General features: G+C 66.0%; 28 protein-coding genes and 1 tRNA gene. 10 read left to right on the forward strand and 19 right to left on the reverse strand.

The genetic code is table 11. The features are described from left to right. Positions 1-2: 2 nt before the first annotated feature. From ACEYYA_RS03895 to rnd, 3 genes are all read left to right on the forward strand, one after another. Positions 3-1,049, forward strand: coding sequence for an endonuclease/exonuclease/phosphatase family protein (locus tag ACEYYA_RS03895; RefSeq protein WP_374797782.1), 1,047 nt, complete (start codon positions 3-5; stop codon positions 1,047-1,049). Positions 1,050-1,118: 69 nt separating this feature from the next. After that, positions 1,119-1,523 carry a hypothetical protein gene (locus ACEYYA_RS03900; RefSeq protein WP_374797784.1) on the forward strand — a complete coding sequence of 135 codons (405 nt, stop codon included), beginning with the start codon at positions 1,119-1,121 and terminating at the stop codon, positions 1,521-1,523. Positions 1,524-1,607: 84 nt separating this feature from the next. Next, positions 1,608-2,783, forward strand: coding sequence for a ribonuclease D (gene rnd, locus ACEYYA_RS03905; RefSeq protein WP_374797786.1), 1,176 nt, complete (start codon positions 1,608-1,610; stop codon positions 2,781-2,783). Here the strand turns inward: rnd and ACEYYA_RS03910 are convergent, their stop codons facing one another. Next, on the reverse strand, positions 2,784-3,287 hold the full coding sequence (locus ACEYYA_RS03910; protein WP_374797788.1) for a hypothetical protein: 504 nt from the start codon (positions 3,285-3,287) through the stop codon (positions 2,784-2,786). A gap of 96 nt (positions 3,288-3,383) precedes the next feature. Here ACEYYA_RS03910 and ACEYYA_RS03915 point away from each other — a divergent pair, with 96 nt between their 5' ends. Further along, complete coding sequence (locus ACEYYA_RS03915) at positions 3,384-3,812, forward strand: SufE family protein (protein ID WP_374797790.1); 429 nt, start codon at positions 3,384-3,386, stop codon at positions 3,810-3,812. Positions 3,813-3,889: 77 nt separating this feature from the next. On the opposite strand, the gene ACEYYA_RS03920 is transcribed toward ACEYYA_RS03915, so the two are convergent. Beyond that, positions 3,890-4,237: a RidA family protein gene (locus ACEYYA_RS03920; protein WP_374797792.1), complete on the reverse strand. Its 348-nt coding sequence runs from the start codon at positions 4,235-4,237 to the stop codon at positions 3,890-3,892. A 95-nt stretch (positions 4,238-4,332) separates the two neighbouring features. Continuing rightward, positions 4,333-4,406, reverse strand: a tRNA-Gly gene (locus ACEYYA_RS03925). Positions 4,407-4,624: 218 nt separating this feature from the next. On the opposite strand from ACEYYA_RS03925, the gene ACEYYA_RS03930 reads away from it, so the two are divergent. Then, positions 4,625-5,224 (forward strand): helix-turn-helix transcriptional regulator, encoded by a 600-nt coding sequence (locus ACEYYA_RS03930; RefSeq protein WP_374797794.1) that lies wholly within the window; start codon positions 4,625-4,627, stop codon positions 5,222-5,224. On the opposite strand, the gene ACEYYA_RS03935 is transcribed toward ACEYYA_RS03930, so the two are convergent. From ACEYYA_RS03935 to ACEYYA_RS03960, 6 genes are read right to left on the reverse strand one after another with little or no spacing between them, the layout of a single operon-like run. Continuing rightward, complete coding sequence (locus tag ACEYYA_RS03935; protein ID WP_374797796.1) at positions 5,221-6,552, reverse strand: glutamine synthetase family protein; 1,332 nt, start codon at positions 6,550-6,552, stop codon at positions 5,221-5,223. The genes ACEYYA_RS03930 and ACEYYA_RS03935 overlap by 4 nt on opposite strands. A 3-nt stretch (positions 6,553-6,555) precedes the next feature. Beyond that, positions 6,556-7,380 carry an ABC transporter permease gene (locus tag ACEYYA_RS03940; RefSeq protein ID WP_374797798.1) on the reverse strand — a complete coding sequence of 275 codons (825 nt, stop codon included), beginning with the start codon at positions 7,378-7,380 and terminating at the stop codon, positions 6,556-6,558. Further along, positions 7,377-8,258, reverse strand: coding sequence for an ABC transporter permease (locus ACEYYA_RS03945; protein WP_374797800.1), 882 nt, complete (start codon positions 8,256-8,258; stop codon positions 7,377-7,379). The genes ACEYYA_RS03940 and ACEYYA_RS03945 overlap by 4 nt, the downstream gene beginning before the upstream one ends. Positions 8,259-8,305: 47 nt before the next feature. Further along, positions 8,306-9,031: a transporter substrate-binding domain-containing protein gene (locus ACEYYA_RS03950; protein ID WP_374797802.1), complete on the reverse strand. Its 726-nt coding sequence runs from the start codon at positions 9,029-9,031 to the stop codon at positions 8,306-8,308. A 32-nt stretch (positions 9,032-9,063) separates the two neighbouring features. Then, positions 9,064-9,864 carry an ABC transporter ATP-binding protein gene (locus ACEYYA_RS03955; RefSeq protein WP_374797804.1) on the reverse strand — a complete coding sequence of 267 codons (801 nt, stop codon included), beginning with the start codon at positions 9,862-9,864 and terminating at the stop codon, positions 9,064-9,066. Positions 9,865-9,913: 49 nt separating this feature from the next. After that, positions 9,914-10,369: a tellurite resistance TerB family protein gene (locus ACEYYA_RS03960; RefSeq protein WP_374797806.1), complete on the reverse strand. Its 456-nt coding sequence runs from the start codon at positions 10,367-10,369 to the stop codon at positions 9,914-9,916. Positions 10,370-10,413: 44 nt separating this feature from the next. On the opposite strand from ACEYYA_RS03960, the gene ACEYYA_RS03965 reads away from it, so the two are divergent. Then, positions 10,414-11,769: a phosphohexomutase domain-containing protein gene (locus ACEYYA_RS03965; RefSeq protein WP_374797808.1), complete on the forward strand. Its 1,356-nt coding sequence runs from the start codon at positions 10,414-10,416 to the stop codon at positions 11,767-11,769. Between the two features lie 85 nt (positions 11,770-11,854). On the opposite strand, the gene metK is transcribed toward ACEYYA_RS03965, so the two are convergent. The 5 genes from metK to ppk2 all read right to left on the reverse strand — a co-directional run bounded on the left by metK (position 11,855) and on the right by ppk2 (position 16,555). Continuing rightward, entirely contained in the window at positions 11,855-13,033 is a 1,179-nt protein-coding gene (gene metK, locus ACEYYA_RS03970) for a methionine adenosyltransferase (protein ID WP_374797810.1), read from the reverse strand. Between the two features lie 4 nt (positions 13,034-13,037). Continuing rightward, positions 13,038-14,432, reverse strand: coding sequence for an adenosylhomocysteinase (gene ahcY / locus ACEYYA_RS03975; protein ID WP_374797812.1), 1,395 nt, complete (start codon positions 14,430-14,432; stop codon positions 13,038-13,040). A gap of 34 nt (positions 14,433-14,466) precedes the next feature. Next, positions 14,467-15,162 carry an O-methyltransferase gene (locus ACEYYA_RS03980; RefSeq protein ID WP_374797814.1) on the reverse strand — a complete coding sequence of 232 codons (696 nt, stop codon included), beginning with the start codon at positions 15,160-15,162 and terminating at the stop codon, positions 14,467-14,469. A gap of 128 nt (positions 15,163-15,290) precedes the next feature. Then, the gene (locus tag ACEYYA_RS03985) at positions 15,291-15,590 is read right to left on the reverse strand and encodes a DUF1330 domain-containing protein (RefSeq protein ID WP_374797816.1); all 300 of its coding nucleotides are present in this window, start codon (positions 15,588-15,590) and stop codon (positions 15,291-15,293) included. 41 nt (positions 15,591-15,631) lie between these two features. Further along, a complete protein-coding gene (gene ppk2, locus ACEYYA_RS03990; protein WP_374797818.1) occupies positions 15,632-16,555 on the reverse strand; it encodes a polyphosphate kinase 2 in 924 nt (307 codons plus the stop codon). 123 nt (positions 16,556-16,678) lie between these two features. Here ppk2 and radC point away from each other — a divergent pair, with 123 nt between their 5' ends. Then, positions 16,679-17,437: a RadC family protein gene (radC, locus tag ACEYYA_RS03995; protein WP_374797820.1), complete on the forward strand. Its 759-nt coding sequence runs from the start codon at positions 16,679-16,681 to the stop codon at positions 17,435-17,437. A 1,181-nt stretch (positions 17,438-18,618) separates the two neighbouring features. Here the strand turns inward: radC and ACEYYA_RS04000 are convergent. From ACEYYA_RS04000 to secG, 3 genes are all read right to left on the reverse strand, one after another. Then, on the reverse strand, positions 18,619-18,819 hold the full coding sequence (locus ACEYYA_RS04000) for a hypothetical protein (protein WP_374797822.1): 201 nt from the start codon (positions 18,817-18,819) through the stop codon (positions 18,619-18,621). 391 nt (positions 18,820-19,210) lie between these two features. Next, entirely contained in the window at positions 19,211-20,857 is a 1,647-nt protein-coding gene (locus ACEYYA_RS04005; protein WP_374797824.1) for a CTP synthase, read from the reverse strand. A gap of 152 nt (positions 20,858-21,009) precedes the next feature. Continuing rightward, complete coding sequence (secG, locus tag ACEYYA_RS04010; protein WP_374797826.1) at positions 21,010-21,444, reverse strand: preprotein translocase subunit SecG; 435 nt, start codon at positions 21,442-21,444, stop codon at positions 21,010-21,012. Positions 21,445-21,602: 158 nt separating this feature from the next. On the opposite strand from secG, the gene ACEYYA_RS04015 reads away from it, so the two are divergent. From ACEYYA_RS04015 to ACEYYA_RS04025, 3 genes are all read left to right on the forward strand, one after another. After that, positions 21,603-22,895, forward strand: coding sequence for an adenylosuccinate synthase (locus ACEYYA_RS04015; RefSeq protein ID WP_374797828.1), 1,293 nt, complete (start codon positions 21,603-21,605; stop codon positions 22,893-22,895). 135 nt (positions 22,896-23,030) lie between these two features. Further along, entirely contained in the window at positions 23,031-23,252 is a 222-nt protein-coding gene (locus tag ACEYYA_RS04020) for a DUF2842 domain-containing protein (RefSeq protein ID WP_374797830.1), read from the forward strand. Beyond that, a complete protein-coding gene (locus ACEYYA_RS04025) occupies positions 23,249-23,902 on the forward strand; it encodes a thiamine diphosphokinase (RefSeq protein WP_374797832.1) in 654 nt (217 codons plus the stop codon). The genes ACEYYA_RS04020 and ACEYYA_RS04025 overlap by 4 nt, the downstream gene beginning before the upstream one ends. Here the strand turns inward: ACEYYA_RS04025 and ACEYYA_RS04030 are convergent. Beyond that, positions 23,856-24,788, reverse strand: coding sequence for a DMT family transporter (locus ACEYYA_RS04030; RefSeq protein WP_374797834.1), 933 nt, complete (start codon positions 24,786-24,788; stop codon positions 23,856-23,858). The genes ACEYYA_RS04025 and ACEYYA_RS04030 overlap by 47 nt on opposite strands. Before the next feature lie 23 nt (positions 24,789-24,811). Continuing rightward, complete coding sequence (locus tag ACEYYA_RS04035; protein WP_374797836.1) at positions 24,812-25,654, reverse strand: hypothetical protein; 843 nt, start codon at positions 25,652-25,654, stop codon at positions 24,812-24,814. Positions 25,655-25,678: the final 24 nt, after the last annotated feature.

Here is a 25,678-nt window from a genome sequence, read left to right on the forward strand (position 1 = left end):
TGGTGCGGCTGGTCAGTTGGAACATCGCCTGGTTCGACAGCCTGTTTGATTCCGAAGGTCGGCTGCGGGCGGATGACGGTCCGGGCGGCCTGCCGGGCGTTGCCGCGCGCGACCAGATCGCCGCGATCGCGAAGGTGCTGCGGCATCTGGATGCGGATGGGGTGATGGTGATCGAGGCCCCAGACACACGGCTGGATGGCGGCACCATCAGCCGCGACACCCGGCACCTGCTGGGCCGCTTTGCCCGCGCCCATGGGCTGCGGGCGCGGCGCGCGGTGCGTGGCTTTCTGAACGGCACTCAGCAGGAAATCGCCTTTCTCCATGACGCGCGGGTGCTGCGCGCCCGTCACGATCCGCAGGGGCGCCGCGATCCCACGGCGCGCGCCCCCCGCTTTGATGGCGACTATCAGCCCGATCCCGCGCGGCTGGTCCCTGAAATCGGCCAGCCTGGCCGCATCCGCTTTTCCAAACCGCCGCTGGAACTGGCGCTGACCACTGCGCGCGGAATGCGACTTCGGCTGATCGGGGCGCATGTGAAATCCAAGGCCCCGCATGGCGCGACCTCGGCCGAGGATGCGCTGCGCCGCGCGGCGCGCAATGGTCGGCTGCAACTGGCGCAGGCCTTGTGGCTGCGCGCCCGGATCGACGCGCTGTTGCGCCAGAACCAGCCGCTGATCGTCATGGGCGATCTGAATGACGGCCCCGGCCATGATCGGGTCGAGGCCGCGCTTGGCCTCTCGACGGTCGAGGTGGTGATGGGCGCAGATGGCCCCGCCTCCCTTCGCCTGCACGACCCCCATGCTGAAGCCGCGCGGCAGGGCCGCCACCCGGCCCCGGTCAGCGCGCGTTTTCACCGCCCCGATCTGTCGGATGCCCCCGACGGGATGTTCGCGGCGCTGCTGGACTATATCCTGATCTCGCCCGATCTGGCCCGCCATCGCCCGCATTGGCAGATCCTTGACCCTGACATGCACACCGACCCGGCCCTGGCGCAGGCGCTGCGGCTGGCCTCGGATCACTATCCCGTGGTGCTGGACATCGACCTGTGAAGCGCCGCACCGGGCGCCTATATTCAGGCCTGGGCGCGCCCCGCGTCCGGAGAAGGGAAGGGGGACCGAATGACCCTGAAACGTGATGCCACGGCCATGATGCTGGCGCTGCTGCTGGCGGCACAGCCCGCCGGTGCCGAGCCCGTCCAGCCCGAGCCGCCCGGCCTGATCGACCGGCTGATCGGCGGGTTGTTTGACCAGATGCTGCGCGATGCCGCCCCGCATCTGGACAATATCACCCGCGACATGGGCCTGTTGGCGGATGCGATGGCGCCGACCTTTGACCGGCTGGGGGTGCTGATCGACGACATCGGCAATTATCAGGCGCCCGAGCGTCTGGCCAATGGCGACATCCTGATCCGCCGCAAGCCGGGTGCGCCGCCCGCACCCGAGCTGCCTGATCTGCCGCCCGCGCCCGAGGGTCCGGCCGATCCGCTGGCCCCCTTCAGAACGACCCCGCCGATCGACCTGTGACACGCGATCGTGACCGGGGGCTTTTCAAGCCCCCCCGGCTGGCCTAAACCGCCCTTGCGGGATGACCCCGCCCAAGGGATGCGCATGGACATTATTACCACGACCGAAGGCCTGGCCGCCTTTTGCCAGACCGCCAAGACCCGGCCCTATGTCACCATCGACACCGAGTTCCTGCGCGAACGCACCTATTGGTCGAAGCTCTGCCTGATCCAGATGGCGCTGCCGGGTGCCGATGGCGTGGCCGCCCATGGCGAGGCGGTGATCGTCGATCCGATCGCGGGCAAGCTGTCGCTTGAACCCTTGTATGACCTGTTCCGCCATCCCGGCACGGTCAAGGTGTTCCATGCCGCGCGGCAGGATCTGGAGATCTTTCACCACGATGCGGGCGTCTTTCCGGTGCCGCTGTTTGACACGCAGCTTGCGGCGATGGTGGCGGGGTTCGGCGATCAGGTCAGCTATGAAACGCTGGTGAAAAAGATCGCGCGGGCCAGCCTCGACAAGACCTCGCGCTTTACCGATTGGTCGCGCCGCCCGCTGACGCCCGCACAACTGGATTACGCCTTGGCCGATGTCACGCATCTGCGGGTGATCTACGAACATCTGTCGCGCGAACTGGTGAAATCGGGCCGCCAGCACTGGCTGGAGGAAGAAGAAGCGATCCTTCTGAACCCCGAGACCTATATCACACGCCCCGATGAGGCCTGGCAGCGCGTCAAGACCCGCACCCAGTCAGGCCGCTTCATGGCGGTACTGCGCGAACTGGCGGCCTTCCGCGAACGCTATGCCCAGTCGCGCGATGTGCCGCGCTCGCGCGTGTTCAAGGATGATGCGCTGCTGGAACTGGCCTCGACCCGGCCGCAAAGCGCCGATGACCTGTCGCGCGCCCGGCTGCTCTTGCGCGAGGCGCGCAAGGGTGACATTGCCGATGGCATCATCGCGGCGGTGACGGCGGGCATGGCCGTGCCGCAGACCGCGCTGCCCAAGCCCGAGGATGACGGCCCGCAGATGCAGGGCAATGGCGCACTGGCCGACCTGTTGCGGGTGCTGCTGAAAGCCAAGTCCGAAGAATCGGGCGTCGCAGCCAAGCTGATCGCCAGCGCCTCGGATCTGGACGGGCTGGCGGCGGGGCGGCGGGATCTGGCCGCGCTGCACGGCTGGCGGCATGAGGTCTTTGGCCAGGATGCGCTGCGGCTGTGCCGGGGCGAACTGGCGCTGTCGGCCAAGGGCACGACGGTGCGCGTGGTCGAGGTGGGCGGCTGATCAGCGCCGCATGCTGCGGGCGCCATTCGCGCCCTCGACCACCAGCCGATTGACCTGCGCCAGCTTCACCTCGGAAATGAAGTGCTGCACGATGATCTCGCGCGTTTGCTGGGTGCCGGCGCGGGACGCGTCGGCGCTACCGGGGCGCGGGGCCGCGATCATCAGCCGATAGGCCAGCGTGCCGTCGACCGGCCGGTCGCTGACCTCGGCGGGCACCAGTTCAGCATCCCACCAGCCCAGCGAAGGCGCAACGCCGGTGACCAGCAGCACCGCCCCACCGCTGACGCGCTGAAGATCCATCCGGGTGATCTGGGCGGCAGGCTGGCGGTGATCCTCGGCGGCCTGGGCATAGCCGCCCTCGGGCGCCAGCGTCGCCGCCACCGGCTCGGAGCTGCCGAACCAGTTCAGCGGATTGAACCGGCTTTCGCTGATCCGCGAACAGCCCGACAGCGTGCCAGCAATGGCCAGTGCAACAACAAGGGCAGGGATCAGCGGGGCTTTCATCGACGGCTCCTGTGGCTTTCGATCATGGCTAACCGATCGCCGTGCCATTGAAAAGCCCGGCCTGCCGCCTTAGGCACGAACCAAAGGAGAGCCGCCATGACGACGACAGAAGCCTTTGCCGATCTTGTCGAGACCTTCGATTTCCTTGACGACTGGGAGGATCGCTATCGCCATGTGATCGAATTGGGCAAGGCGATGCCCGATCTTGACCCGGCTTTGTGCGTTCCCGCCAACAAGGTCGATGGCTGCACCAGCCAGGTCTGGCTGTTTCCGCGCATCACCGGTCAGGGCGCGGGCGCGCGGATGGATTTCGACGGCACGTCCGATGCGCTGATCGTGCGTGGCCTGATTGCCGTGCTGCACGCACTTTACGCGGGCACCACGGTCGAACAGGCCCTGGCGATCGACGCGCCCGCCGAATTGGCGCGGCTGGGGCTGAACGATCACCTGTCGGCGCAACGGTCAAACGGGTTGCGCGCGATGATCGCCCGGCTGCGCGAACACGCCGCCGCCGCCAAGGGATAGCCCACGCGGGGGCAGGCTTTGCGCGATGCGCTTTCTTCTTGGCCCAAATATCCCCCGCGGAGCGTCCGCCGCAGCCCTTACAGCGCGGCGGTGACGATGATTTCCACCTTGTAATCGGCGGTGGCCAGCTTCGCCTCGCCGGTATAGCGCGCGGGGCAGTGGCCAGCGGGCACCCATTCATCCCAGACGCCGTTCATCGCCGCGAAATCGGCCATGTCGGCCAGCCAGATCTGCGCGGTCAGGATGCGGGTCTTGTCGGTGCCGGCGGCGGCCAGCAGGCGGTCGATCTCGGCCAGCACGGCACGGGTCTGATCGGCGGCCGGTGCGCCCGGCGCGCCGACCTGACCGGCCAGATAGGCGATGCCGTTGAAGACGACGGCCTGGCTCATGCGCGGGCCGCATTCGATGCGTTGGATCTGGGTCATGGGATGCCTTTCACGGGTGTCGAATAGGAACACCACCGCCATGCCAAAACGCAAGGCTGCAATCAAGCCGCCGCGCCGTCCTGAAAAGTGGGGGATGGAGCGGGTGAAGGGAATCGAACCCTCGTCATCAGCTTGGGAAGCTGCGGCTCTACCATTGAGCTACACCCGCGACGGCCCCTGACTATCGCCTTGGGGTGGTTTTCGCAAGGGGGTTCGGGCCACCCCGTCAACCGCGCTCACCGGGGCCGACTGATGCGGCGGCGCGACAGCGCGGGATAATCTGTGTGGGGTGGGGCACGACGGGCCGCAAGCCCTTTATGATGGCTGCCTTGACAGGGCTGACCCTGAACCGAGGTGAGCGCGATGGCAGAAGATCGAACAGGCGGAATGACGCGACGTGGCCTTGCAGGCCGACTGGCCGGTGCCGCCGCGCTGATCGGCTGGGGTGGGCGTGGCAGCGCCGCCGTCGCTGAGGCGCTGCCCCCCATCGACGCCGACCTGCGCGATGCGGCGCTGCGTGGGCTGGCGTTGGCCGGGCATCGCGGCGATCCCGTGGCCAAGGCGGTGGCGCAGGCCACCATCGACCGCCTGGCGATGACCGACCCCGAGGCGGCGCTTCTGGCGCGGCTTTATCAGCGGCTGGATGTGCGGCCCGCGCAGGTCTGGCGGGCCGATGCGCCCCCGGCGGGCGCCGCTGATCTGGCGCTGCTGCATGATGCGATCCGCGACTGTCGGCCGGTCGGCTTTGGCTATACCGACCTGTCAGGCCGCACCAGCCAGCGCGCGGTGCTGCCGCTGGTGCTGGTGCATCCGCCGCAGGGCGTCAAGCTGCTGGCCTGGTGCGGCGAACGTGCCGACTTTCGCCAGTTCTTCGTGCGCGAGATGACCGGCCTTGCCGTGTTGACCGGCGATTTCGCGCCGCAACGGCTGGCGCTGTTAGAGGGTCTGCTGGCGAAGGAGACGGCGCGCGACTGGCCCGCCGCCTAAACCGTATCCAGATACAGCTCCACCGTCTCGGCATCCGACAGTTCGGCCATATAGTGAATCTCTTGCCGCTTGGTCATCAGATAGTTGGTGACCAGCTCATCCGAGAAGATCCGCCGCACCAGCGGGCAGGTCTCGAAAGCGGTCAGCGCGCCGCCCCAGGTGCCGGGTATCTGCGGCAGGCCCTGGTTATAGGCGTTGCCGTTGATCGGCGCGGGGGCCTGCATCCGGTCCTCAAGCCCGATCAGCGCCGCCCCCAGAATGGCCGCGTGCATCAGATAGGGATTCACATCGCCGCCCGCGACCCGATGTTCGATCCGCCGCGCCGCCGGACCCGAGGCCGGAATGCGCAGCGCCGCCGTGCGGTTTTCATAGGCCCAGCCGATCCCGGTGGGGGCATGGGCATTCGGCACCAGCCGGTCATAGCTGTTTTCATGCGGGGCAAAGATCAGTGTCGAGCCGTCGATCGCCGCCAGACACCCGGCCACCGCCTGCCGCAGCCGGTCAGACCCCTGTTCGGTGCCATCGTCGAAGATGTTCTTGCCCGCCCGGTCCAGCACCGAGAAATGCGTGTGCATCCCGTTGCCCGACCAGATGTCATAGGGCTTGGCCATGAAGCTGGCGGCAAAGCCGTGCTGGCGCGCCACGCCCTTGACCAGCATCTTGAACAGCCAGGCATCGTCGGCGGCCTTCAGCGCATCGGCCTGATGCATCAGGTTGATCTCGAACTGGCCCGGCCCGGCCTCGGAAATGGCGGTATCGGCGGGAATGTCCATCACCTCGCAGGCGTCGTAAAGCGCGGTGAAAAAGCGGTCAAAGGCATCCAGCGCCCGCAGCGACAGGATCTCGCCGCCGGTGCGGCGCTTGCCGGAACGCGGGCTGGGGGGCACGCGCAGATTGGTGCCAGAATCGTCGATCAGAAAGAACTCAAGCTCGGTCGCGACCACCGGGGTCAGGCCCAGGGCGCGGTAACGGTCGGCCACGCGCGCCAACGCCTGACGTGGATCGCCGTCATAAGGGCGGCCATCCATGTGGAACATCCAGATCGGCAACAGCGCGGTCGGCGCCTCAAGCCAGGGCATCGGCATGAAGCCGCGTTCGGTCGGCATCAGCACGCCATCGACATCACCCGATTCAAAGACCAGCGGGCTGTCCTCGATATCCTCGCCCCAGATGTCCAGGTTCATGACCGAGAACGGGAAGCGCGTGCCGTCGGTGAACACCTTTTCGGCGAATCGCGCGGGAATGCGTTTACCGCGCGCCACGCCGTTCAGATCGGCGGCGGCGACACGGATCGTGCGGACCTCGGGATGGTCCATCAGCCATTGCATAGATCACCTGATCAGTTGCGGGCGAACCTTCAGGCGGGGGCGTGCCCCCGGCATATGGCGGTTCAGCCGCCGGTTCGCCCATCCGAAAATCGCAATCAGCACCAGCGTGAGCAGGATGAAATAGAAAGCAACGATCGGATAGGGGATGAAGGGGTCAAAGGTCTTGTCTGCGAAATACTTGGCGTAATACAGCGCATCGCCCTTTTGCTGAAAGGCGGGGAAGCCGGAAAAGAACACCAGCGTCGTGGCGTGGAACAGAAAGATCGCCTCGTTCGTGTAAGAGGGCCAGGCCAGGCGCATCATCGTCGGCCAGACGATGCGGCGGAACCGTGTCCAGCCGGTCAGGCCATAGGCATCGGCGGCCTCCAGATCGCCCTTGGGCACCGACATCAGGGCGCCGTGGAAGATCTCGGCGGAATAGGCGGCGGTATTCAGGAACAGCACGAACAGCGCCCCCGCCCAAGCCTTTGTCATCCAGCTTGTCTGCACGGTGATGCCGAACACGTCGATGCCCGCGCGCGGCAGCAGCACCAGCGCCTCATAGGCCAGGAAGAACTGGATGAACAAAGGGCTGCCGCGAAAGATGAAGATGAACCACTCGGCGGGCTTGCGCAGCCAGGGGTTGCGGCTGGCCTTGGCCAGGGCCAGCGCATTGGCCAGGAAAAAGCCGAAGGCCAGCGCCACGATGCCGAAATAGATGTTCCAGATCATCCCCGAGCCGATCAGCGTGAATTGCTGGCACAGGGTGAAATCGGATCGCGGCAGCAGCCGTTCGCCGATGCCGACGGACCGCAGCCCGTAATCCAGAATGGTCTGGGTGCAGCTCATAGCCCGGCCTTTCGCATCGCTTCGCCCGCGGCGGTCGCCTGCCCGCGCGACAGCCGCGCCGACAGTCGGGCAAAGCCCTTTTCCGAAACCCAGGTCATCGCGAGGTAAAACACCAGCAGCACCAGGAAATAGTAAAGCCGCCAATCAGGATGGGGATAGTCAAAGGCCGAGGTCTTGGCGCCCCCCAGTTCGCGCGCCCAATAGACCACATCCGTGATCCCGAGGATGAACAGAAGCGGCGTCGCCTTGATCAGGATCATCCACAGGTTCGACAGACCCGGCAGCGCATAGATCCACATCTGCGGGATCAGCACCCGACGGCTGACCTGGGCGCGCGACATGCCATAGGCCTCGGCGGTTTCAAGTTGCGCGCGCGGCACCGCATTCATCGCGCCATAAAGCACGTTCGCGGCAAAGGCGCCAAAGACGATGGAGAAGGCCAGCACCGCCATCGCCACGGCATAGAGATCATGCACCCAAGGGGCGGACGTCGCCAGCGGCAGCTTGGCCTGGGCGCAGACCACGAAATCGTTGCCCTGCCGCACCGGGGCATCCCAATCGGGGCATTTCACCTTGTGGCGCAGATATTCCAGCCCCTGATCCAGGGCGATCGGCACGAACAGGAAGAAGATGATGTCGGGCACCCCGCGCACCATCGCGGTATAGCCCTTGCCGAACCAGCGCAGCGGCGCGATCTGCGACCGCGCAGCCATCGCCCCGCCAAAGCCGAAGGCCAGCGCGATCGGCGCGGTCACGGCCAGCAGCGCCAGCACCACCCCGAACGAGGTGTAGAACATCATTTGCTTGCCGGTGGTCAGATAACAGACCAGCCAGGACAGCCCATGCAGGGCAGAGGGATCGGCGCAACTGGAAAGCATGTCAGATCACGGCCCCCGACCGGCGGGGGCCGCATTCCTCTGTCAGATCATTCAAAGGTCGCGGCGTCGTCGCCAAACCATTTCTTGATCATCGTGTTCAGGGAGCCGTCCTTTTTCATCTCGGCGATGGCGACATCGAACTTGTCCTTCAGTTCGGTGTCGGACTGGCGCAGGCCCATGCCGACGCCTTCGCCCAGCACGACATCCTCGCCGACAAAGGTCAGCTCGCCCTTGGAATCGTTGACGAAGGGCACAAGGAAGTCCTTGTCGGCAAAGACCGCATCGGCCTCGCCGTTGCGGACGGCGGCGATGGTTTCATCGGCGGTCGCATATTCCACCAGCTTGGCGCCCGATTCCGCGACATAGCCCGCCTGGATGGTCGAGGTCTGCGCCGCCACGATGCCGGTCTTGACGTCGACATCGGCCTTAAGGCCCACATAGGCCGAGGGCACCGGCGGCAGATAGTTCTGGGTGAACTGGATCACCTTCTTGCGCTCTTCGTTGATGTTCATGCCGGCCAGGATGGTGTCATAGTTCGACGACACCAGGTTCGGAATGATCGAATCCCAGTCGTTCTTGACCCAGGTGCAGTCCAGCGCTGCGCGCTTGCACAGCTCATCGCCCAGCTCGCGTTCAAAGCCGTCGACCTCGCCCTTGTCGTTGATGAAGTTGTAGGGAGGGTAGGCGCCCTCGGTGCCCATGCGCACGGTCTGCGCCTGCGCAGCACCCATCATCATCGCAAAAGCGGCGGCGGTCAGGATCAGTTTTTTCATTGTGAACTCCCGTTGGTGGTTTTGTTATCGCCTCAGACGGCCATGGTGGCGCTGAGGAATTGCTTTAGCCGGTCGGTCTGCGGCGCGCCGAACAGCCGGTCGGGCGGGCCTTCCTCCTCGATGCGGCCCTTGTGCAGAAAAACGACGTGATCGGACACATCGGCGGCAAGGCGCATGTCGTGGGTGACCAGCAGCATGGTGCGATGTTCGCCCGCCAGATCCTTGATGACCTTGACGACCTCTTGCTGCAATTCGGGGTCCAGCGCACTGGTCGGCTCGTCGAACAGCAGCGCGCGCGGTTCCATGCATAGCGCGCGGGCAATGGCGGCGCGCTGTTGCTGGCCGCCCGACAGTTGCGCGGGCCAGGCCTCGGCCTTGTCGCCGATGCCGACCTTGGCCAGCAGGGCGCGGGCGCGGGGTTCGACCTCGGCCGGGTTCTGCCCCAACACGGTGACCGGCGCCTCCATCACGTTTTGCAGGATGGTCATGTGCGACCACAGGTTGAACTGCTGGAACACCATCGACAGGTTGGTGCGAAAGCGTGTGATCTGGGCGCGGTCGGCAGGATGGCGGCGCAGCCCCGTTCCCTTCCAGCGCACGGCCTCGCCCTCGAACAGGACGTCGCCTTGCTGGCTGTCCTCCAGCAGGTTGGCGCAGCGCAAAAGCGTGGACTTGCCTGAACCGGAGCTGCCGATCAGGCTGATGACCTGGCCCCTGCGGGCGCAGATCGACACACCCTTCAGCACCTCGAGGTCGCCGTAGGATTTGTGCAGGTCGCGGATTTCAAGAACAGGGGTATCAGTCACGGGTCCGGCCATCGTCATTTTTGCCATAGGGGACGATTCCCGCCCGGAATGCAACGGCTTCCTGTGGCATGGGCGGTCAGGCCAACCCCAGATCCGCCGCAGCCTGCTGCCGCGCAAGCGCCGAATCGCGGTCGGTCAGGCCCAGGAGGCCCGCGGTCAGGCGCAGGATCTGATCCTCATCCGGGTCGCGGTTGGCATCGGCCAGTGCCAAAGACCACATCGCGCGCAGCACTTGGGCGCGTTCGTCCAGCGGGATGCCGGCCTTGATGTCGCGGGTGAAGCTGACGGTATCTGCGGCGCGCGCCTCGGCGGCTTCGGCCTCGGCCAGGAATACTTCGGCATCGGTGGGGCTGAAGCCGTTACGGCTGGCGATGATCTGCAACAGATGCGCGCGCTCATCGTCGTCATAATGGCCATCGGCGCGGGCGACGCGCACCAAAAGCGCGGCCAAAGCCTGTTCGGCGGCCTCGCCCGGAAGGGCGTCGGGGGCGGCCTCGCGGCCCAGAAGCTGATTGAGAAGGGATGCGAACATCGGGCAAAGATAGGGGCAAGCAGGGGCGCAGCCAAGGGGGCAAGATGCGGCTGGATTGTTTCAAGGCCTATGACATTCGCGGTCGCCTGGGGCGCGATCTGACGCCTGAGATCGCGGCCCGGATCGCGCGTGCGCTGGCCGGGCATCTGGCCGCGCGGCGGGTGGTGATCGGCCGCGACCCGCGCCCATCCTCGCCCGACCTTGCGCAGGCGGCGGTGGCGGCGCTTGTGCGGGCCGGGGTGCAGGTGATCGACCTTGGGCTTTGCGGCACGGAGGAGGTCTATTTCGCCACCGATCACACCGGCGCGGACGCCGGGATCTGCATCACCGCCTCGCACAATCCGATCACGGACAACGGCATGAAGCTGGTCGGGCGGGGCGCGGCGCCGCTGGCCGACCTGGCCCCGATCCGTGCCCTTGCCGAGGCCGGTGAGGGCGTCCCCGATGCGCCGGGCGGCAGTTGCACCGCAGCGCCCGATCTGCGGGGGGCATATGTCGCTCGGGTTCTGTCCTTCGTCGATGCGCAGCGCCTGCCGCCGCTGAAGGTGGTGGTCAATTGCGGCAATGGCGCGGCGGGGCCTGCACTGGCCGCACTTGGCGATGCCTTGGCCGGCGCGGGCAGCCCGCTGATGCTTCTGCCGATGTTTGACACGCCCGATCCGACCTTCCCGAACGGCATCCCGAACCCGCTTCTGCCCGAAAATCAGCCGGTCACAGGCCAAGCTGTGATCGCGCAGGGGGCGGATTTCGGCGTCGCGCTGGATGGCGATTTCGACCGCTGCTTTCTGTTCGATCACCTGGGCCGCTTCGTGCCGGGCGAGCAGGTGGTGGCTCTGCTGGCGCAGGCGATGCTGGCGCGCCATCCGGGGGCCACGATCATCCACGACCCGCGCGCGCTTTACGCGACCACCACCGCCGTGGCCGCGGCCGGTGGCCGGGCCGTCGCCGCACCCACCGGCCACGCCTATCTGAAGGCCGCGATGCGACGCGAAAACGCCGTCTATGGCGGTGAATTGTCGGCGCATCACTATTTCCGCGACTTCATGTTCTGCGACAGCGGCATGATCCCGTGGCTTCTGGTCGCGGCGCTGATCGGTCACAGCGGCCGCAGTCTCGCGGATCTGGTGCAGGCCAGCCGCAGCGCCTTCCCCTCATCGGGTGAGATCAACTTTCGCCACTCCGATCCCGCCGCCGCGCGCGACCGGATCATCGCGCATTTCGCCGCCGAGAAACCCGCGCGCGACGATCTGGACGGCCTCAGCCTGGACTTCGGACATTGGCGGCTGAACCTGCGCAATTCCAACACCGAAGCGCTGCTGCGCCTGAATGTCGAATCGCGCGGTGACGCCGATCTGGTCGCCAAAAAGGCCGCGATGATCGCGGCCTTGCTGACGGGCTGACGCCCTTCCTTCTTGGCGAAAATATCCGCAGGGGTGAATGGGCCAAAGGCCCAGAGGGGGCGGTAGCCCCCTCACCACCCAGGGATCAGCGCGCGGCGGCTTTCAGCGCGTCCACCCGATCGGTGCGTTCCCAGGTGAACGCCGTCGCGCCGTTCAGCGCATAGGGATCGCGGCCGAAATGGCCATAGCTGGCGGTCGGGCGATAGATCGGATGCAGCAGGTCCAGGTCGCGGATGATCGCGAACGGGCGCAGGTCAAAGACCTCGCGCACGGCGGCCACGATCTTGGCCGGGGCCACGGTCTCGGTGCCGAAAGTGTTCACCGAAATCGAGGTCGGCTGCGCCTCACCGATGGCATAGCTCACCTGGATCTCGCAGCGCTTGGCCAGGCCCGCGGCGACGATGTTCTTGGCGATCCAGCGGCCCGCATAGGCGGCGGAACGGTCCACCTTGGACGGGTCTTTCCCCGAGAACGCGCCGCCGCCGTGGCGCGCCATGCCGCCATAGCTGTCGACGATGATCTTGCGCCCGGTCAGACCACAGTCGCCCACCGGCCCGCCGATCACGAAATTGCCGGTCGGGTTGATGAAGAACTTGGTGTCCTTGCTCATCCAGGCCGCCGGCAGCACCGGCTTGATGATCTCCTCCATCACCGCTTCACGCAGGTCTTTCAGCGTGATTTCAGGGTTGTGCTGGGTCGACAGCACCACCGCGTCGATGGCGGCGGGCTGGCCGTTGTCATCATAGCGCAGCGTGACCTGCGATTTCGCGTCCGGGCGCAGCCACGGCAGGGTGCCGTCGCGCCGCACCAGTGACTGACGTTCCACCAGCCGGTGCGAATAGGTGATCGGCGCCGGCATCAGCACGTCGGTCTCATCGCTGGCATAGCCGAACATCAAGCCCTGGTCGCCCGCGCCCTGATCCTCAAGATTGGCGCGGTCGACGCCCTGGTTGATGTCGGGCGACTGCTTGCCGATGATGTTGATCACCGAACAGGTCGAGCCGTCAAAGCCCACCTCGGACGAGGTATAGCCGATGTCATTGATGACGCCGCGCACGATCGATTCCAGATCGACCCAGGCCGAAGTCGTGATCTCGCCCGAGATGATGGCGACACCGGTCTTGACCATGGTTTCGCAGGCCACGCGGGCGCGCGGATCCTGGGCGATGATCGCGTCCAGCACGGCATCGGAAATCTGGTCCGCGATCTTGTCGGGATGGCCCTCGGACACGGATTCCGAGGTGAAAAGGCTGTATTCGCTCATGATCTCAATACCGGTAATGGTCGGATTTGAAGGGGCCTTCGGGCGTCACGCCGATATAATCGGCCTGATCCTTGGACAGGGTGGTCAGCTTGACGCCGATCTTTTCCAGATGCAGCCGCGCGACCTTTTCATCCAGCGCCTTGGGCAGGATATAGACGCCGGGCTGGTATTCGTTGCCCTTGGTCCACAGCTCGATCTGGGCCAGCACCTGGTTGGTGAAGCTGGCCGACATCACGAAGCTGGGGTGCCCGGTGGCATTGCCCAGGTTCAGCAGGCGGCCTTCGGACAGCAGGATGATCCGCGCGCCCGAGGGCATCTCGATCATGTCCACCTGGTCCTTGATGTTGGTCCATTTGTGGTTCTTCAGCGCGGCAACCTGAATTTCGTTGTCGAAATGGCCGATGTTGCCGACGATCGCCATGTCCTTCATGGCGCGCATATGCTCCAGCCGGATGACGTCCTTGTTGCCGGTGGTGGTGATGAAGATGTCGGCGCTGCCCGCGACATCTTCCAGCACCACGACCTCGAACCCGTCCATCGCGGCTTGCAGGGCGCAGATCGGGTCAACCTCGGTCACTTTCACGCGCGCACCTGCGCCACGCAGCGACGCCGCCGAGCCTTTGCCGACGTCGCCATAGCCGCAGACCACGGCGACCTTGCCCGCCATCATCACATCGGTGGCGCGGCGGATGCCGTCGACCAGCGATTCCTTGCAGCCGTATTTGTTGTCGAACTTCGACTTGGTCACGCTGTCGTTGACGTTGATCGCCGGGAAGGGCAACAGGCCCTTCTTGTGCAGGTCATACAGACGGTGAACGCCCGTGGTGGTCTCCTCGGAGACACCCTTGATCGCGTCGCGCTGCTTGGTGAACCAGCCGGGGCTGGCGGCCAGGCGCTTCTTGATCTGGTTGAACAGGCAGATTTCCTCTTCGCTGGTCGGGTTGTCGATCAGCCCGGTTTCCCCGGCCTCGACCCGCGCGCCCAGCAGGATATACAGCGTCGCATCGCCGCCATCGTCCAGGATCATGTTCGCGGTGCCATCCGCGAACTGGAAGATCTTGTCGGTATAGGTCCAGTAATCTTCCAGCGTCTCGCCCTTGATGGCGAACACCGGCACGCCCGCTTCGGCAATCGCTGCCGCCGCATGGTCCTGCGTCGAGAAGATGTTGCACGAGGCCCAGCGGACATCGGCCCCCAAAGCCACCAGCGTTTCGATCAGCACGGCGGTCTGGATGGTCATGTGCAGCGAACCGGCAATCCGTGCGCCCTTCAGCGGCTTGGCATCACCATATTCCGCCCGCAGCGCCATCAGGCCCGGCATTTCGGTTTCCGCGATATCCAGTTCCTTGCGGCCATATCCGGCCAGCGCGATATCCTTGACGATGTAATCCTGAGCCATGTTTCTTCCTGATTTTCGGACGGGGATGCGCCTATCAGCGTTTGTGAATGACCACAACCTGATCGGAGCGTTTCTTCTGGAACCGCGCCTGGTGAACGAAAACGCCCGACATCTGCGGTGCAAGCGCGTTGAACTCGGCCGCCAGGCCCGGATCGCTGTGGCTGAACCGTCGGTCGTGCAGCCAGCTTTGGAACAGTTCGGCGGTCTTGGTGATGCCCGGCCGCTCATAGGTCTTGGGCTGCCAGCGCAGATCCTCGATGATGTACAGCCCGCCGGATTTCAGCTTGGGGAACAGTTCGAGAAAGGCGAATTGCTGATGGTGGCTGGCGTGGCTGGCATCGTCGATGATGATGTCGAACGGCGCCTGATCCTTCATCGTGGCGGCGATGTTTTCGCGCTTGTCCATGTCGCAGCGGAAAAACGTAAAGCGGTCGGCTTTCAGCCAGGAAAAATCCGACACATCAAGGCCATGGATGGCGGCCTTGGGAAAGAACTCAAGCCACATCCGGACCGAGGGCGCGTCGGTCGTCTGCCGGTCGGCATCGACCCCATGTTCCGGCCCGCCGATGCACAGCCCCATTTCCAGAAACCGGATCGGCTGGTCGCGATAGGGGTGGAACAGCATATGGTAGAGTTCGGTATAGTGGTGCTTGGCCGACCCCTTGTCCGAACCGTATTTGTCGGCAAGGTCAGTCAGGTTGACAGGCAGACCGTTCTGGTCGTGGCTCATGGTGGCTCCGGTTGGGCAGGGGCGACAGCGCCGTTGCCACGTCTGTGGACGCTTGTCCGGCATCTGTCAAGCTGTCTGCTAAAAGTCTAACCTTTTTAATGTGTTAACGTTTTCTTACCCGCAACCCGTCACGCCGGCGCCTCCCAGCCCTCGACGATCGCCAGATCGGCATGGCTGACCGGTCGGCGCAGCGCCAGTGCCGCCTGATATTCGGGGCTGTCGTAACAGGCGCGCGCGGCCTCAAGGCTGGGAAACTCGATCACCACGGCGCGCGGACGCAGGTCGCCCTCGACCACGGTCTGATCGCCGCCGCGCACCAGAAACCGCCCGCCAAACCGCGCGAAAGCCGCCGCATTGGCCTGCCGATAGGCCTCATAGGCGTCGGCATCCGCCACTGTCACATGCCCGATCCAGTAACCCTTTGCCATGTCCGCACCTTCTTTCTTGTCCAAATACGCATCCGCCCTGGTCAATATTTCTGCGGCACATACAGGTCGCGCGGCAGCACCTCGCGTTCATACTCGGGGTTGAACACCCGCTCGGGCAGGGTGATCGGATCATGCGGCACCTCGGCATAGGGCACCTGGCTCAGCAGGTGGTCCATCACGTTCAGCCGCGCGCGCTTTTTGTCATTGCCTTCAACGATATACCACGGCGCCTCGGGAATGTTGGTGCGCGCCAGCATTTCCTCCTTGGCCTTGGTATACTGTTCCCAGCGCACCCGGCTTTGCAGGTCCATCGGCGACAGTTTCCACTGCTTCATCGGGTCATGGATGCGCATCAGGAACCGCATCTGCTGTTCCTCATCGGTTATCGAGAACCAGTATTTGATCAGCCGGATGCCCGACCGCACCAGCATCCGCTCGAACTCGGGGACGTCGTTGAAGAACTGCTCGACCTGATCCTCGCTGGCGAAGCCCATCACCCGCTCGACGCCTGCGCGGTTATACCAGGACCGGTCGAACAGCACCATTTCGCCCGCAGCGGGCAGATGCGGCACATAGCGCTGGAAATACCATTGCGTCTTTTCCCGGTCCGAGGGCGCCGGCAGCGCCACCACGCGCGCCACCCGCGGGTTCAGGCGCTGGGTGATGCGCTTGATCGCGCCGCCCTTGCCGGCGCTGTCGCGGCCCTCGAACAGCACCACGATCTTTTCGCCACTGGCCTGCACCCAGTCCTGCATCTTGATCAGCTCGGCCTGAAGCCGCAGCAGCGCGCTGAAATACTGTGGCCGCGGGATCGTTTCGGGATGGGTCTCGCGGTAAATCTTCTTGATCTCCTGCGACAGCACCGCGTCTTCCAGCTCGATCTCGAAATCCTCGTCCAGCGTGTCGGCCAGTTCGGCCTCCAGCCAGTCCAGATTGGCGGCTGCGGCGGGGGTGTCGTCGGTCATCGCGGTCTCCTGCGCGGTCATGGCGGGTCGGCTTGATCTAACGCGCCTCTGTGGCAGTTGTGTAGCAGGATTTCGACATCGCGTGTTAAGCCTTTGGAAAGGATTTTCGGGCAAGTCTGGGCCATGGACCCGAATCGCGCCCTTTCCGAGCCGCCCTTGCCGCTGTTTCGCGGCGCAGAGGGGGTTGCGGCGGTCCCCGGCGGAAGGCTGCCCTCCTACCTGCGCGATCACCGGGCGCGGCTGCGCGACCGGTTTCGCGACGGCGGGGCCGGGGCGATGCCGGATTACGAACTGCTGGAACTGGTGCTGTTTCGCGCCATTCCCCGCCAGGACGTCAAGCCGCTGGCACGCCACCTGATCGAGGCGTTCGGTGATTTCGGTCGCGTCATCAGCGCCGCACCCTCCCGTCTGGCCGAGGTGCCGGGTGTGGGCGAGGCCGTCATCACCGAACTGAAAGTCGTCGAGGCCGCGGCACAACGCCTGGCCCGCGCACGGGTCATGCAGCGCCCGGTGCTGACCTCATGGGCGGCGCTGCTTGATTATTGCCACACCGCCATGGCGCATCGCGATATCGAACAGTTCCGGGTGCTCTATCTGGATCGCAAGAACGTCCTGATCGCGGATGAGGAGCAGGCCCGTGGCACCGTCGATCACGTCCCCGTCTACCCGCGTGAGGTGATCAAGCGCGGGTTGGAGCTGAACGCCTCGGCGCTGATCCTGGTCCACAACCATCCCTCCGGCGATCCGACGCCATCCGAACAGGATCTGGCAATGACCGACCGCATCCGCCAGGGCGCCGAGGTGCTGGGCCTCGTGCTGCATGACCACATCATCATCGGCAAAAGCCGCGAAATCAGCTTTCGCGCGCAGGGGTATCTATAGGGGGATTCAGCGCCGACGCGCCGCATCGGCGCCCTGACCGGGAAGGACAGATCAAAGGCGCGGGGGCAGGATTGCCACTCGCGCGGCACCGGTGTTGGCCCTGCGCATCGTCAGCGCGCGGGGCGGGACATGCACTGGTGCATAACACGAGCCCGTCAGACGGTGCGCTTCATTGCGCGCGCGCCATGGGCCGCCACCCGCTTGGTGTTGCATCGAAACCGCTCGGACCCACTGCGCGCGAGACATGGGTATCGAGGGCGCTTCGGCACCGGAACACATGAGGGATCAAGCGCGTGCATGGCGAAAGCGCATCACCGGATGATCCCAAATCTCGGGAACGCTGATCATGATGGCCGCATGGCGAGGATGACCACCAGAGCAGCCCGCCACTGTGGCGCGCTGGATCCACTGCCCCCGCGAGGCGAAGATGGCAATGGCAGGCCCCGGAGCCTCGGCGTCATTTCATTGCGCGTTCGCGTGGCAGCCTGATGAGGAAGATCCACACTGCCGTTGATATTTCCGGGCTCCCCGGCGCGGCTCATCCCGACAGCCGGCAGGCCGACGACCTGAGAGAAGCTTGCCGGTGTGCGCCAGGTCATCGCCGATGCGGCCTGCGACCCGGGCGCCTTGTGCGGGACGCTCACGGATGAACCCGGGGTCCAGGCCAGCCCGCCGCTGCGCGAATGCCGCCACCAGCTTGATGGGCTTCGTCTTCTTCGTCGCTGCCCGCGACTGGCTCATTGAGATCAGACAGGGGTTAGCCGGGGTCGCCACGCGAACCGCGCAGACGCCGCGTCTTATTGCCGGTGGCTCGGTGGCGATCAACCACGCTTTCATGGCGAACGGCCCGTCGCCCCCGGTGCTGTCCCAGATACGCGCCGCACCTGCCAACTGGTCAACTTGCGCCCCTTGCGGCCGGCACCGGCGTGCGGCCACCTCAACCGCGCATCGGCCAAGGCCATGCTGCATCACCGGTGGGCCGTCGCGCGCGTGGCCTCATCAGTGTCAGGGCTGGCCCACATCCTGCGCGGGGGCGAACAACGGCCCGCGGTGTGCGGCGAACGACAGCGGGACCAAGCGACAGTTGGATTGCCCGCTGGTTCACGCGACCGTCCCGCGCCTCATGTTGGCAACGCCATCGGCCCGCCCGACCATGTGCCGCCAGGCGACAAGCGCAGCCCCTAAAGATCGTGGTCGCGGTCGATGGGGCGGTCGTCGGCTGGGGCGCCGAGCAGGAACAGCCGGTTGAACAGCCAGCCGCCCACAGCAATGCCGATCACCCCCAGCAGGATCGATCCGGTCGCGAATCCATAGGCCGAGGCCAGAAGCGGCAGCGCCACAAGGATCACGCGCAACACCAGCGGCAGGTCAGGGTTCAACATCGGCTTCCTTTCGCTCGTGGTCAGTCAGGGCCGCCGTTTGGCATTCGCCGTGCGATCACGCGGCCACGCCAAGCCTAGGTCGCCACCGTCGCAAAGGCCACCCCCGCCGTGGTCGCAGGGCTGCGGCGTGTTCCGCTCGGCCCCCGGTGCCGTCGGGCGACCCAGCGGTGCGCCGTGCTTCAAGGCGGCCAGCGGGTCAGTGCTTGGCGGCTTGGCCGCTGTCGATCATGGCTGGGCGGCTGACGGGGCACGCGGCCCTTTGTCCCCGGCTGCGCGAAAGAGCTTGTCGCGCTCAGGCCGACATGTCCGCCGAACAAAGGCAAGCTGCCAAGACCCCGAGGCATCCGGCAGGTTCGGGCGACGACCGCCGCCCCCCGCCTGCCGCAGGCGTCTAGACCATCCGCTCATTCTCTTTCGCGGCGCGCACGAAATCGGCAAACAGGGGCGCGGGGCTGAAGGGTTTCGACTTCAGTTCGGGATGGGCCTGCACGCCGATGAACCAGGGATGATCGGCATACTCGACCACCTCGGGCAGGCGACCATCGGGCGACATGCCGGAAAACCGCAGGCCCACGGCCTCAAGCTGGTCGCGGTAACGGCCATCCACCTCATAGCGATGGCGGTGGCGGTCCTCGATCTCGACCGCGCCATCATAGATCCCGCTGATCCGCGATCCCGGCGTCAGCACCGCGCTATAGGCGCCCAGCCGCATCGTGCCGCCCTTGTCGTCATCGACCTTGCGCTGCACGGTGTAATTGCCCTGCACCCATTCCTTCAGGTGATAGACGATGGGGGTAAAGCGGGTCTCGCCGGCCTCATGGTCGAACTCTTCGGAACCGGCATCCTCGATCCCCGCCAGGTTGCGCGCGGCCTCGATCACCGCCATCTGCATCCCCAGACAGATGCCGAAATAGGGCACCTTGCGCTCGCGCGCATAGCGGGCGGCGGCGATCATGCCCTCGGTGCCGCGTTCGCCAAAGCCGCCGGGCACCAGGATGCCGTGATAGCCGTCCAGCAGGTGAATGCCGCCCTCGGCCTCGATATCCTCGGCGGCGATCCAGTCGGCCTTGACCCGCACACGGTTAGCCATGCCGCCATGCGTCAGCGCCTCGGCGATGGATTTATAGGCGTCCTCAAGCTGGGTGTACTTGCCGACGATGGCGATGCGCACCTTGCCCTCGGCATGGGTCAGCCGGTCCATCACGTCTTCCCACCGCGACAGATCGGGGCGCGGCGCGGGGCGAATGCCGAAGGCGTCCAGCACCGCCTGATCCAGACCCGCGCGGTGATAGGCCAGCGGCGCCTCATAGATCGACTTCAGGTCATAGGCCGGGATTACCGCATCGGGTCGCACGTTGCAGAACAGCGCGATCTTGGCGCGTTCCTTGTCGGGGATCGGGTGCTCCGACCGGCAGACCAGCACATCCGGCGCAAGGCCGATGGATTGCAGTTCCTTGACGCTGTGCTGGGTCGGCTTTGTCTTCAGCTCACCACTGGCGCGCAGATAGGGCAGCAGTGTCAGATGCATCAGGATACATTCGCCGCGCGGGCGTTCGTGGATGAACTGGCGGATCGCCTCGAAGAAGGGCAGGCCCTCGATGTCGCCCACCGTGCCGCCGATCTCGCACAGCATGAAATCGACCTCATCATCGCCGATGGACAGGAAGTCCTTGATTTCATTGGTGACATGCGGGATCACCTGGATCGTCTTGCCCAGATAGGCGCCACGCCGTTCCTTTTCCAGCACGTTGGAATAGATCCGGCCCGAGCTGATGGAATCGGTCTTGCGGGCGTGAACCCCGGTGAAGCGTTCGTAATGGCCCAGGTCCAGGTCGGTTTCCGCGCCGTCATCGGTCACGAAGACCTCGCCATGTTCAAAGGGCGACATGGTGCCGGGATCGACGTTCAGATAGGGGTCCAGCTTGCGCAGCCGCACGGTATAGCCGCGCGCCTGCAACAGCGCGCCAAGCGCCGCCGAGGCCAGGCCCTTGCCCAACGACGACACCACGCCCCCGGTAATGAACACATATCTTGCCATGGCAGGGGCCCCCGTGAAGCGAAAAATCAGGATTTCGGCAGGCGCGAAGGCCAACCATCACGGGAGACAAGACATAACAGATTCGCGCCCGCCCCGCAACGGGAACGCAAGGGATAGTCACCGGCCCGCGATACAGGCCAAGCTCTTGTGGATCAGTTGCCGGGCGCAGCGGGTGCCGGGGTGGCGGGCGCCGTCTCGACCGGTGCAACCGGCGCAGGCGCTGCCGCCGCGTCCTCGGCCGGGGGCGGGGTCAGCGGCGCGTCGCTGCGCGGCGGGGCCAGCTGGATCAGCCCGTCGCTGGCCGGGGCAGGCGCCGGGGTGGCCGGGGCGCTGTCGACGATCCGGTCGACCACCGACACACCGGCGGCATTGCGCGCCGCGATGATCGTCATCGCCAAAGCCGCCGCCATGAAGCCCGCACCCAGAATCCAGGTCGCGCGGGTCAGCGCATTGGCCGCCTGCCGCCCGGTCATCACGCCCGATCCGCCACCCATGCCCAGACCGCCGCCTTCCGACCGCTGGATCAGAACCACGCCGATCAGCAGCACGGCCAGAATCAGAAGAATGGTCAGAACGACGTTTTCCACGGCAGACAGCCCCTTGTTGGAATGACGCGCCTATCTAGGCCCATCGGTCGGCCCGCGCAACCCTTTCCCGCCTTGCCGCGCCGCAGGCCCGGTCTGCCCTTTCCCACCGCGCCGAGGCTCGTTATAGATCACGGGGTTTGACCGAAAGGACGGCAGATATGGCAAATGTGGTGGTCGTTGGCGCGCAATGGGGCGACGAGGGCAAGGGCAAGATCGTCGACTGGCTGTCGGAACGCGCCGATGTGATCGCGCGCTTTCAGGGCGGCCACAATGCCGGGCACACGCTGGTCATCGGCAATCAGGTGTTCAAACTGTCGCTGCTGCCCTCGGGGATCGTGCGCCCCGGCAAGCTGGCGGTGATCGGCAATGGCGTGGTGCTGGACCCTTGGGCGCTGTTTGCCGAGATCGACAAGCTGGCGGCGCAGGGCGTCAAGATCGGCACCGACAACCTGATCATTGCCGAAAACACGCCGCTGATCCTGCCGCTGCATCAGGATCTGGACAAGCTGCGCGAAGAGGCCGCGGGCGCGGCGCGCATCGGCACCACCGGGCGCGGCATTGGCCCGGCCTATGAGGACAAGGTGGGCCGCCGCACCATCCGCCTGGCCGATCTGGGCGATGAGGAAACGCTGGACGCCCGTCTTGATCGCCTGCTGGCCCATCATGACGCCCTGCGCGCGGGCCTGGGCGCCACCCCCATCGACCGCGCCGATCTGAAGGCCCGCCTGATGGAGATCGCGCCGAAACTGCTGCCCTTTGCCGCGCCGGTCTGGAAAGTCCTGGACGAGGAACGCCGTGCCGGCAAACGCATCCTGTTCGAGGGCGCGCAGGGCAGCCTGCTGGACATCGATTTCGGCACCTATCCCTATGTCACATCCTCGACCACGATGTCGGGCATGGCCGCGACCGGCACCGGCATGGGGCCGTCGGCCATCGGCTTCGTGCTGGGCATCGTCAAGGCCTATACGACCCGTGTCGGCGAAGGACCGTTCCCGACCGAACTGCATGACGCCGATGGTCAGCGGCTGGGCGAACGCGGGCATGAGTTCGGCACCGTCACCGGCCGCAAACGCCGCTGCGGCTGGTTCGATGCGGTGCTGGTGCGCCAGACCTGCGCGATTTCCGGCGTCAACGGCATCGCGCTGACCAAGCTGGACGTGCTGGACGGGTTCGAGACGCTGAAGATCTGCGTGGGCTATGAAATCGACGGCGTGCAATATGACTACTTGCCGACCGCCGCCGCGCTGCAAGCCAAGGTGACGCCCATCTATGAGGAAATGGAGGGCTGGCAGGAATCGACCCAGGGCGCGCGCTCCTGGGCGGATCTTCCGGCGGCGGCGATCAAATATGTCCGCCGCGTCGAGGAACTGATCCAGTGCCCGGTGGCGCTGCTGTCGACCAGTCCCGAACGCGACGACACCATTCTGGTGCGTGACCCCTTTGTCGACTAAGGCGCCGTTGACGGCGACGGATGCCTCCGGCGGGGATATTTGGTCCAAGAAGAAAGGCCATTCTTCTTGGCATAAATATCCCCCGCGGAGCGTCCCACGCCGCCACATGCGACGCGCTGCAACAGGAGGGCCGTCATGGCGCTTGATCTGAAAACCCGCAAACGGCTGGCGCTTGTCGTGCTGGTGATCTGGATGCCGCTTTACATCGTGGCGGCGGTCAGCCTTGTGAACTGGGCCGATGGCCGCTTTGGTCGGCTGCCGTTCTGGGCCGAGCTGGCGGTCTATGTCGGCCTGGGCTTTCTGTGGGTGCTGCCCTTCAAACGCCTGTTCCACGGCGTCGGCCGGGGCGAGGAATGATCATTCGCACGGATCGCGGCGTTACGCTGATCGGGGGCGGGGCGGTTGATGCGGCTGACGTTGCGCTGGCGCGGGGGATCGCGCCGGTGGTGGTGGCGGCCGATGGCGGGGCCGATGCGGCGCTGGACCTGGGCCTGATGCCCGAGGCGGTGATCGGCGATTTCGATTCCATCAGCGCGGCAGCGCGCGCGGCGATCCCGCAGGCGCGCCAACATCCGGTGGCTGAGCAGGACAGCACCGATTTCGCCAAATGTCTGCGCCGGATTGACGCGCCCTTCGTGCTGGCGGTGGGCTTTACCGGGCCGCGCATGGATCACGCTTTGGCGGCGCTGACCGTCCTGTGCCACGACCCGCGCCCCGTTGTGCTGATCGGCGGCGAGGATCTGATCTTTCGCGCACCGAAGGAATTGGCACTGGCGGTGCCAAAAGATACGCGGGTCTCGCTCTGGCCGATGGGCGTGGTGCGGGGGCGGTCGGTGGGGCTGAACTGGCCCATCGACGGGATCGAGATGACGCCCTCGGGGCGGGTCGGCACGTCGAACCGGGCGGTCGGGCCGGTGGCCTTGTCGATGACCGGCGATGTGCTGGTGATCTTGCCGAAAGCTATGCTGGCGGTGGCGCTGGACGGGCTTGGCCTTCGCGCCAGATGACGTAAAGCCCCGATCCGACGATCACCGCGATCCCGGCCCACACTGTGCCCGCGGGGAAATCGCCAAACACCAGCCAGCCGAAGGCGGTGGCGGTCACAATCTCAAGATGGTGCAGCGGGGCCAGCGTGGCCGAGGGCGCAAAGCGCAGCGCATAGGCCATCGCGACATGGCTGGCGGTGGCGAAGATCCCGACGCCTGCGCACCAGATCCAGTCGATGCCCTGCGGCGCGTGCAGGGTCAGCGCCGGGACGTTCAGCGCGCCGCCGACGCCCAGCACCGCCAGCGTCAGCGGCACCGCGATCAGCGCCGTCTGCATCTGCATCGGCACCGGATGCACGAACCGCGTCAGATGCCGCGTGACCAACATGTAAAGCGCGAATGAGGCGGCGGTGATCAGCGGCAGCACCGCCGTCAGCCCGAACCGCGCGAACGAGGGCTGGATGACCAGCAGTGCCCCGGCAAAGCCGATCCCGGCGGCGGCCAGGCGGCGCGGGCCGACCTGTTCCTTCAGGACCGCCCAGCCAATCAGCAGGATGATGAACGGCTCGACAAAGGCGATGGCAAGGGCGTCGGCAATCGGCATCACCTTGACCGCGCCGACAAAGCTGAGCGTCGAGACGATCGACAGCACCGCGCAGGCAACCGACAGGCCCAGCGCCGCGCGCGGGATCGCCATCGGCAGGTGCAGCGCCCAGACCAAAGGCGCGATCAGCAGCGCCTGCACGACAAAGCGGGCCAGCGTGACTGTGCCCACCGGCACCGTCTGTGCGGCCAGCTTCGCAGCGACATCGATCAGCGGCGCGATGATGCAGAACAGCACCATCAGCCCCATCCCCGCACTGACGCGATCTGGTTGGCGCAAGCTGGCAATTGGGGCGGCGTTCATCAGCGATCACCGCCCCATCTGCATCAGTTCATGCTGGGCGGATTGCCCAGCGGCGGCAGCACGAAGGGCGGCGGCGGGATCACCACCGGGCCGGTCGGTGCCGGCGTTGTGGGGGCCGGGGTTGAGGGCGCCGGGGTTGCGGGCGCCGGCGTAGTGGGTGCCGGGGTCGCCGGGGCCGGGGTGGTGGGCGCCGGAGTCTCGGGTGCCGGGGTCGAGGGGGCAGGCGTCGCCGGTGCCGGGGTTGCCGGCGCGGGCGTGGCAGGCGCCGGGGTGGCGGGCGCAGGCGTCGCAGGCGCGGGCGTGGCCGGTTTCGGCTTGGCCGGGGCGGCTGGCTTGGCGGTCACGCCGGGCGCGGCGGGGGCCTTGGGCGGGTTCTCGGTCGTGGCATCGGCACAGCCGTTCAGGCTGCGGCCCTGCACCGTCATCCGCGCGGTAAAGGCATGGCTGCCCGCGCCGTCGCTGCACGCGACATTGGTCACACGCAGCGCATAGGGCCGGTCGCTGACAACGCCGATATATTCGACGCCGCCCGCGAAGGCCAGTTTGCGCACCCGCACCGAACGCGGCTTGGACCCGCCATTGGTGAACACCGTGCTGTTGCCTGCCGCATGGGCGGTCCAGCCCGCGCCTTGCGCCTTGAAGCCATGGCTGCGGTTGGTCACGCCGTCGACGGTGGCCAGTTGCTCACCCACGGCGACCTCGATCGGCTGTTCCAGCGGCGACACCGCCGGCGGTCCGACAGGCGCGGGCTGGGCGGGCGCGGCTTCGGCCGCTGGGTCGGGCGCGGTGCGCAGGCTGGCGAAGGGATCGGTGCAGGCGGCCAGCGCGAAGGGCGCGGACAGCATCAGGGCAAGGGTCAGGCGCATCGGCGTCTCCAGGAATGATCCGTC

The organism is Paracoccus zhouxuedongae, from assembly GCF_041927815.1.
Lineage (GTDB): Bacteria > Pseudomonadota > Alphaproteobacteria > Rhodobacterales > Rhodobacteraceae > Paracoccus.

What these genes read in the sequence shown, in the direction of transcription:
- ACEYYA_RS03900 (WP_374797784.1), top strand. Translation starts at nt 1,119, where the DNA reads ATGACCCTGAAACGTGATGCCACGGCCATGATGCTGGCGCTGCTGCTG.
- rnd (WP_374797786.1), top strand. Translation starts at nt 1,608, where the DNA reads ATGGACATTATTACCACGACCGAAGGCCTGGCCGCCTTTTGCCAGACC.
- ACEYYA_RS03910 (WP_374797788.1), bottom strand. Translation starts at nt 3,287, where the DNA reads ATGAAAGCCCCGCTGATCCCTGCCCTTGTTGTTGCACTGGCCATTGCT.
- ACEYYA_RS03915 (WP_374797790.1), top strand. Translation starts at nt 3,384, where the DNA reads ATGACGACGACAGAAGCCTTTGCCGATCTTGTCGAGACCTTCGATTTC.
- ACEYYA_RS03920 (WP_374797792.1), bottom strand. Translation starts at nt 4,237, where the DNA reads ATGACCCAGATCCAACGCATCGAATGCGGCCCGCGCATGAGCCAGGCC.
- ACEYYA_RS03930 (WP_374797794.1), top strand. Translation starts at nt 4,625, where the DNA reads ATGACGCGACGTGGCCTTGCAGGCCGACTGGCCGGTGCCGCCGCGCTG.
- ACEYYA_RS03935 (WP_374797796.1), bottom strand. Translation starts at nt 6,552, where the DNA reads ATGCAATGGCTGATGGACCATCCCGAGGTCCGCACGATCCGTGTCGCC.
- ACEYYA_RS03940 (WP_374797798.1), bottom strand. Translation starts at nt 7,380, where the DNA reads ATGAGCTGCACCCAGACCATTCTGGATTACGGGCTGCGGTCCGTCGGC.
- ACEYYA_RS03945 (WP_374797800.1), bottom strand. Translation starts at nt 8,258, where the DNA reads ATGCTTTCCAGTTGCGCCGATCCCTCTGCCCTGCATGGGCTGTCCTGG.
- ACEYYA_RS03950 (WP_374797802.1), bottom strand. Translation starts at nt 9,031, where the DNA reads ATGAAAAAACTGATCCTGACCGCCGCCGCTTTTGCGATGATGATGGGT.
- ACEYYA_RS03955 (WP_374797804.1), bottom strand. Translation starts at nt 9,864, where the DNA reads ATGGCAAAAATGACGATGGCCGGACCCGTGACTGATACCCCTGTTCTT.
- ACEYYA_RS03960 (WP_374797806.1), bottom strand. Translation starts at nt 10,369, where the DNA reads ATGTTCGCATCCCTTCTCAATCAGCTTCTGGGCCGCGAGGCCGCCCCC.
- ACEYYA_RS03965 (WP_374797808.1), top strand. Translation starts at nt 10,414, where the DNA reads ATGCGGCTGGATTGTTTCAAGGCCTATGACATTCGCGGTCGCCTGGGG.
- metK (WP_374797810.1), bottom strand. Translation starts at nt 13,033, where the DNA reads ATGAGCGAATACAGCCTTTTCACCTCGGAATCCGTGTCCGAGGGCCAT.
- ahcY (WP_374797812.1), bottom strand. Translation starts at nt 14,432, where the DNA reads ATGGCTCAGGATTACATCGTCAAGGATATCGCGCTGGCCGGATATGGC.
- ACEYYA_RS03980 (WP_374797814.1), bottom strand. Translation starts at nt 15,162, where the DNA reads ATGAGCCACGACCAGAACGGTCTGCCTGTCAACCTGACTGACCTTGCC.
- ACEYYA_RS03985 (WP_374797816.1), bottom strand. Translation starts at nt 15,590, where the DNA reads ATGGCAAAGGGTTACTGGATCGGGCATGTGACAGTGGCGGATGCCGAC.
- ppk2 (WP_374797818.1), bottom strand. Translation starts at nt 16,555, where the DNA reads ATGACCGACGACACCCCCGCCGCAGCCGCCAATCTGGACTGGCTGGAG.
- radC (WP_374797820.1), top strand. Translation starts at nt 16,679, where the DNA reads ATGGACCCGAATCGCGCCCTTTCCGAGCCGCCCTTGCCGCTGTTTCGC.
- ACEYYA_RS04000 (WP_374797822.1), bottom strand. Translation starts at nt 18,819, where the DNA reads ATGTTGAACCCTGACCTGCCGCTGGTGTTGCGCGTGATCCTTGTGGCG.
- ACEYYA_RS04005 (WP_374797824.1), bottom strand. Translation starts at nt 20,857, where the DNA reads ATGGCAAGATATGTGTTCATTACCGGGGGCGTGGTGTCGTCGTTGGGC.
- ACEYYA_RS04015 (WP_374797828.1), top strand. Translation starts at nt 21,603, where the DNA reads ATGGCAAATGTGGTGGTCGTTGGCGCGCAATGGGGCGACGAGGGCAAG.
- ACEYYA_RS04020 (WP_374797830.1), top strand. Translation starts at nt 23,031, where the DNA reads ATGGCGCTTGATCTGAAAACCCGCAAACGGCTGGCGCTTGTCGTGCTG.
- ACEYYA_RS04025 (WP_374797832.1), top strand. Translation starts at nt 23,249, where the DNA reads ATGATCATTCGCACGGATCGCGGCGTTACGCTGATCGGGGGCGGGGCG.
- ACEYYA_RS04030 (WP_374797834.1), bottom strand. Translation starts at nt 24,788, where the DNA reads ATGAACGCCGCCCCAATTGCCAGCTTGCGCCAACCAGATCGCGTCAGT.
- ACEYYA_RS04035 (WP_374797836.1), bottom strand. Translation starts at nt 25,654, where the DNA reads ATGCGCCTGACCCTTGCCCTGATGCTGTCCGCGCCCTTCGCGCTGGCC.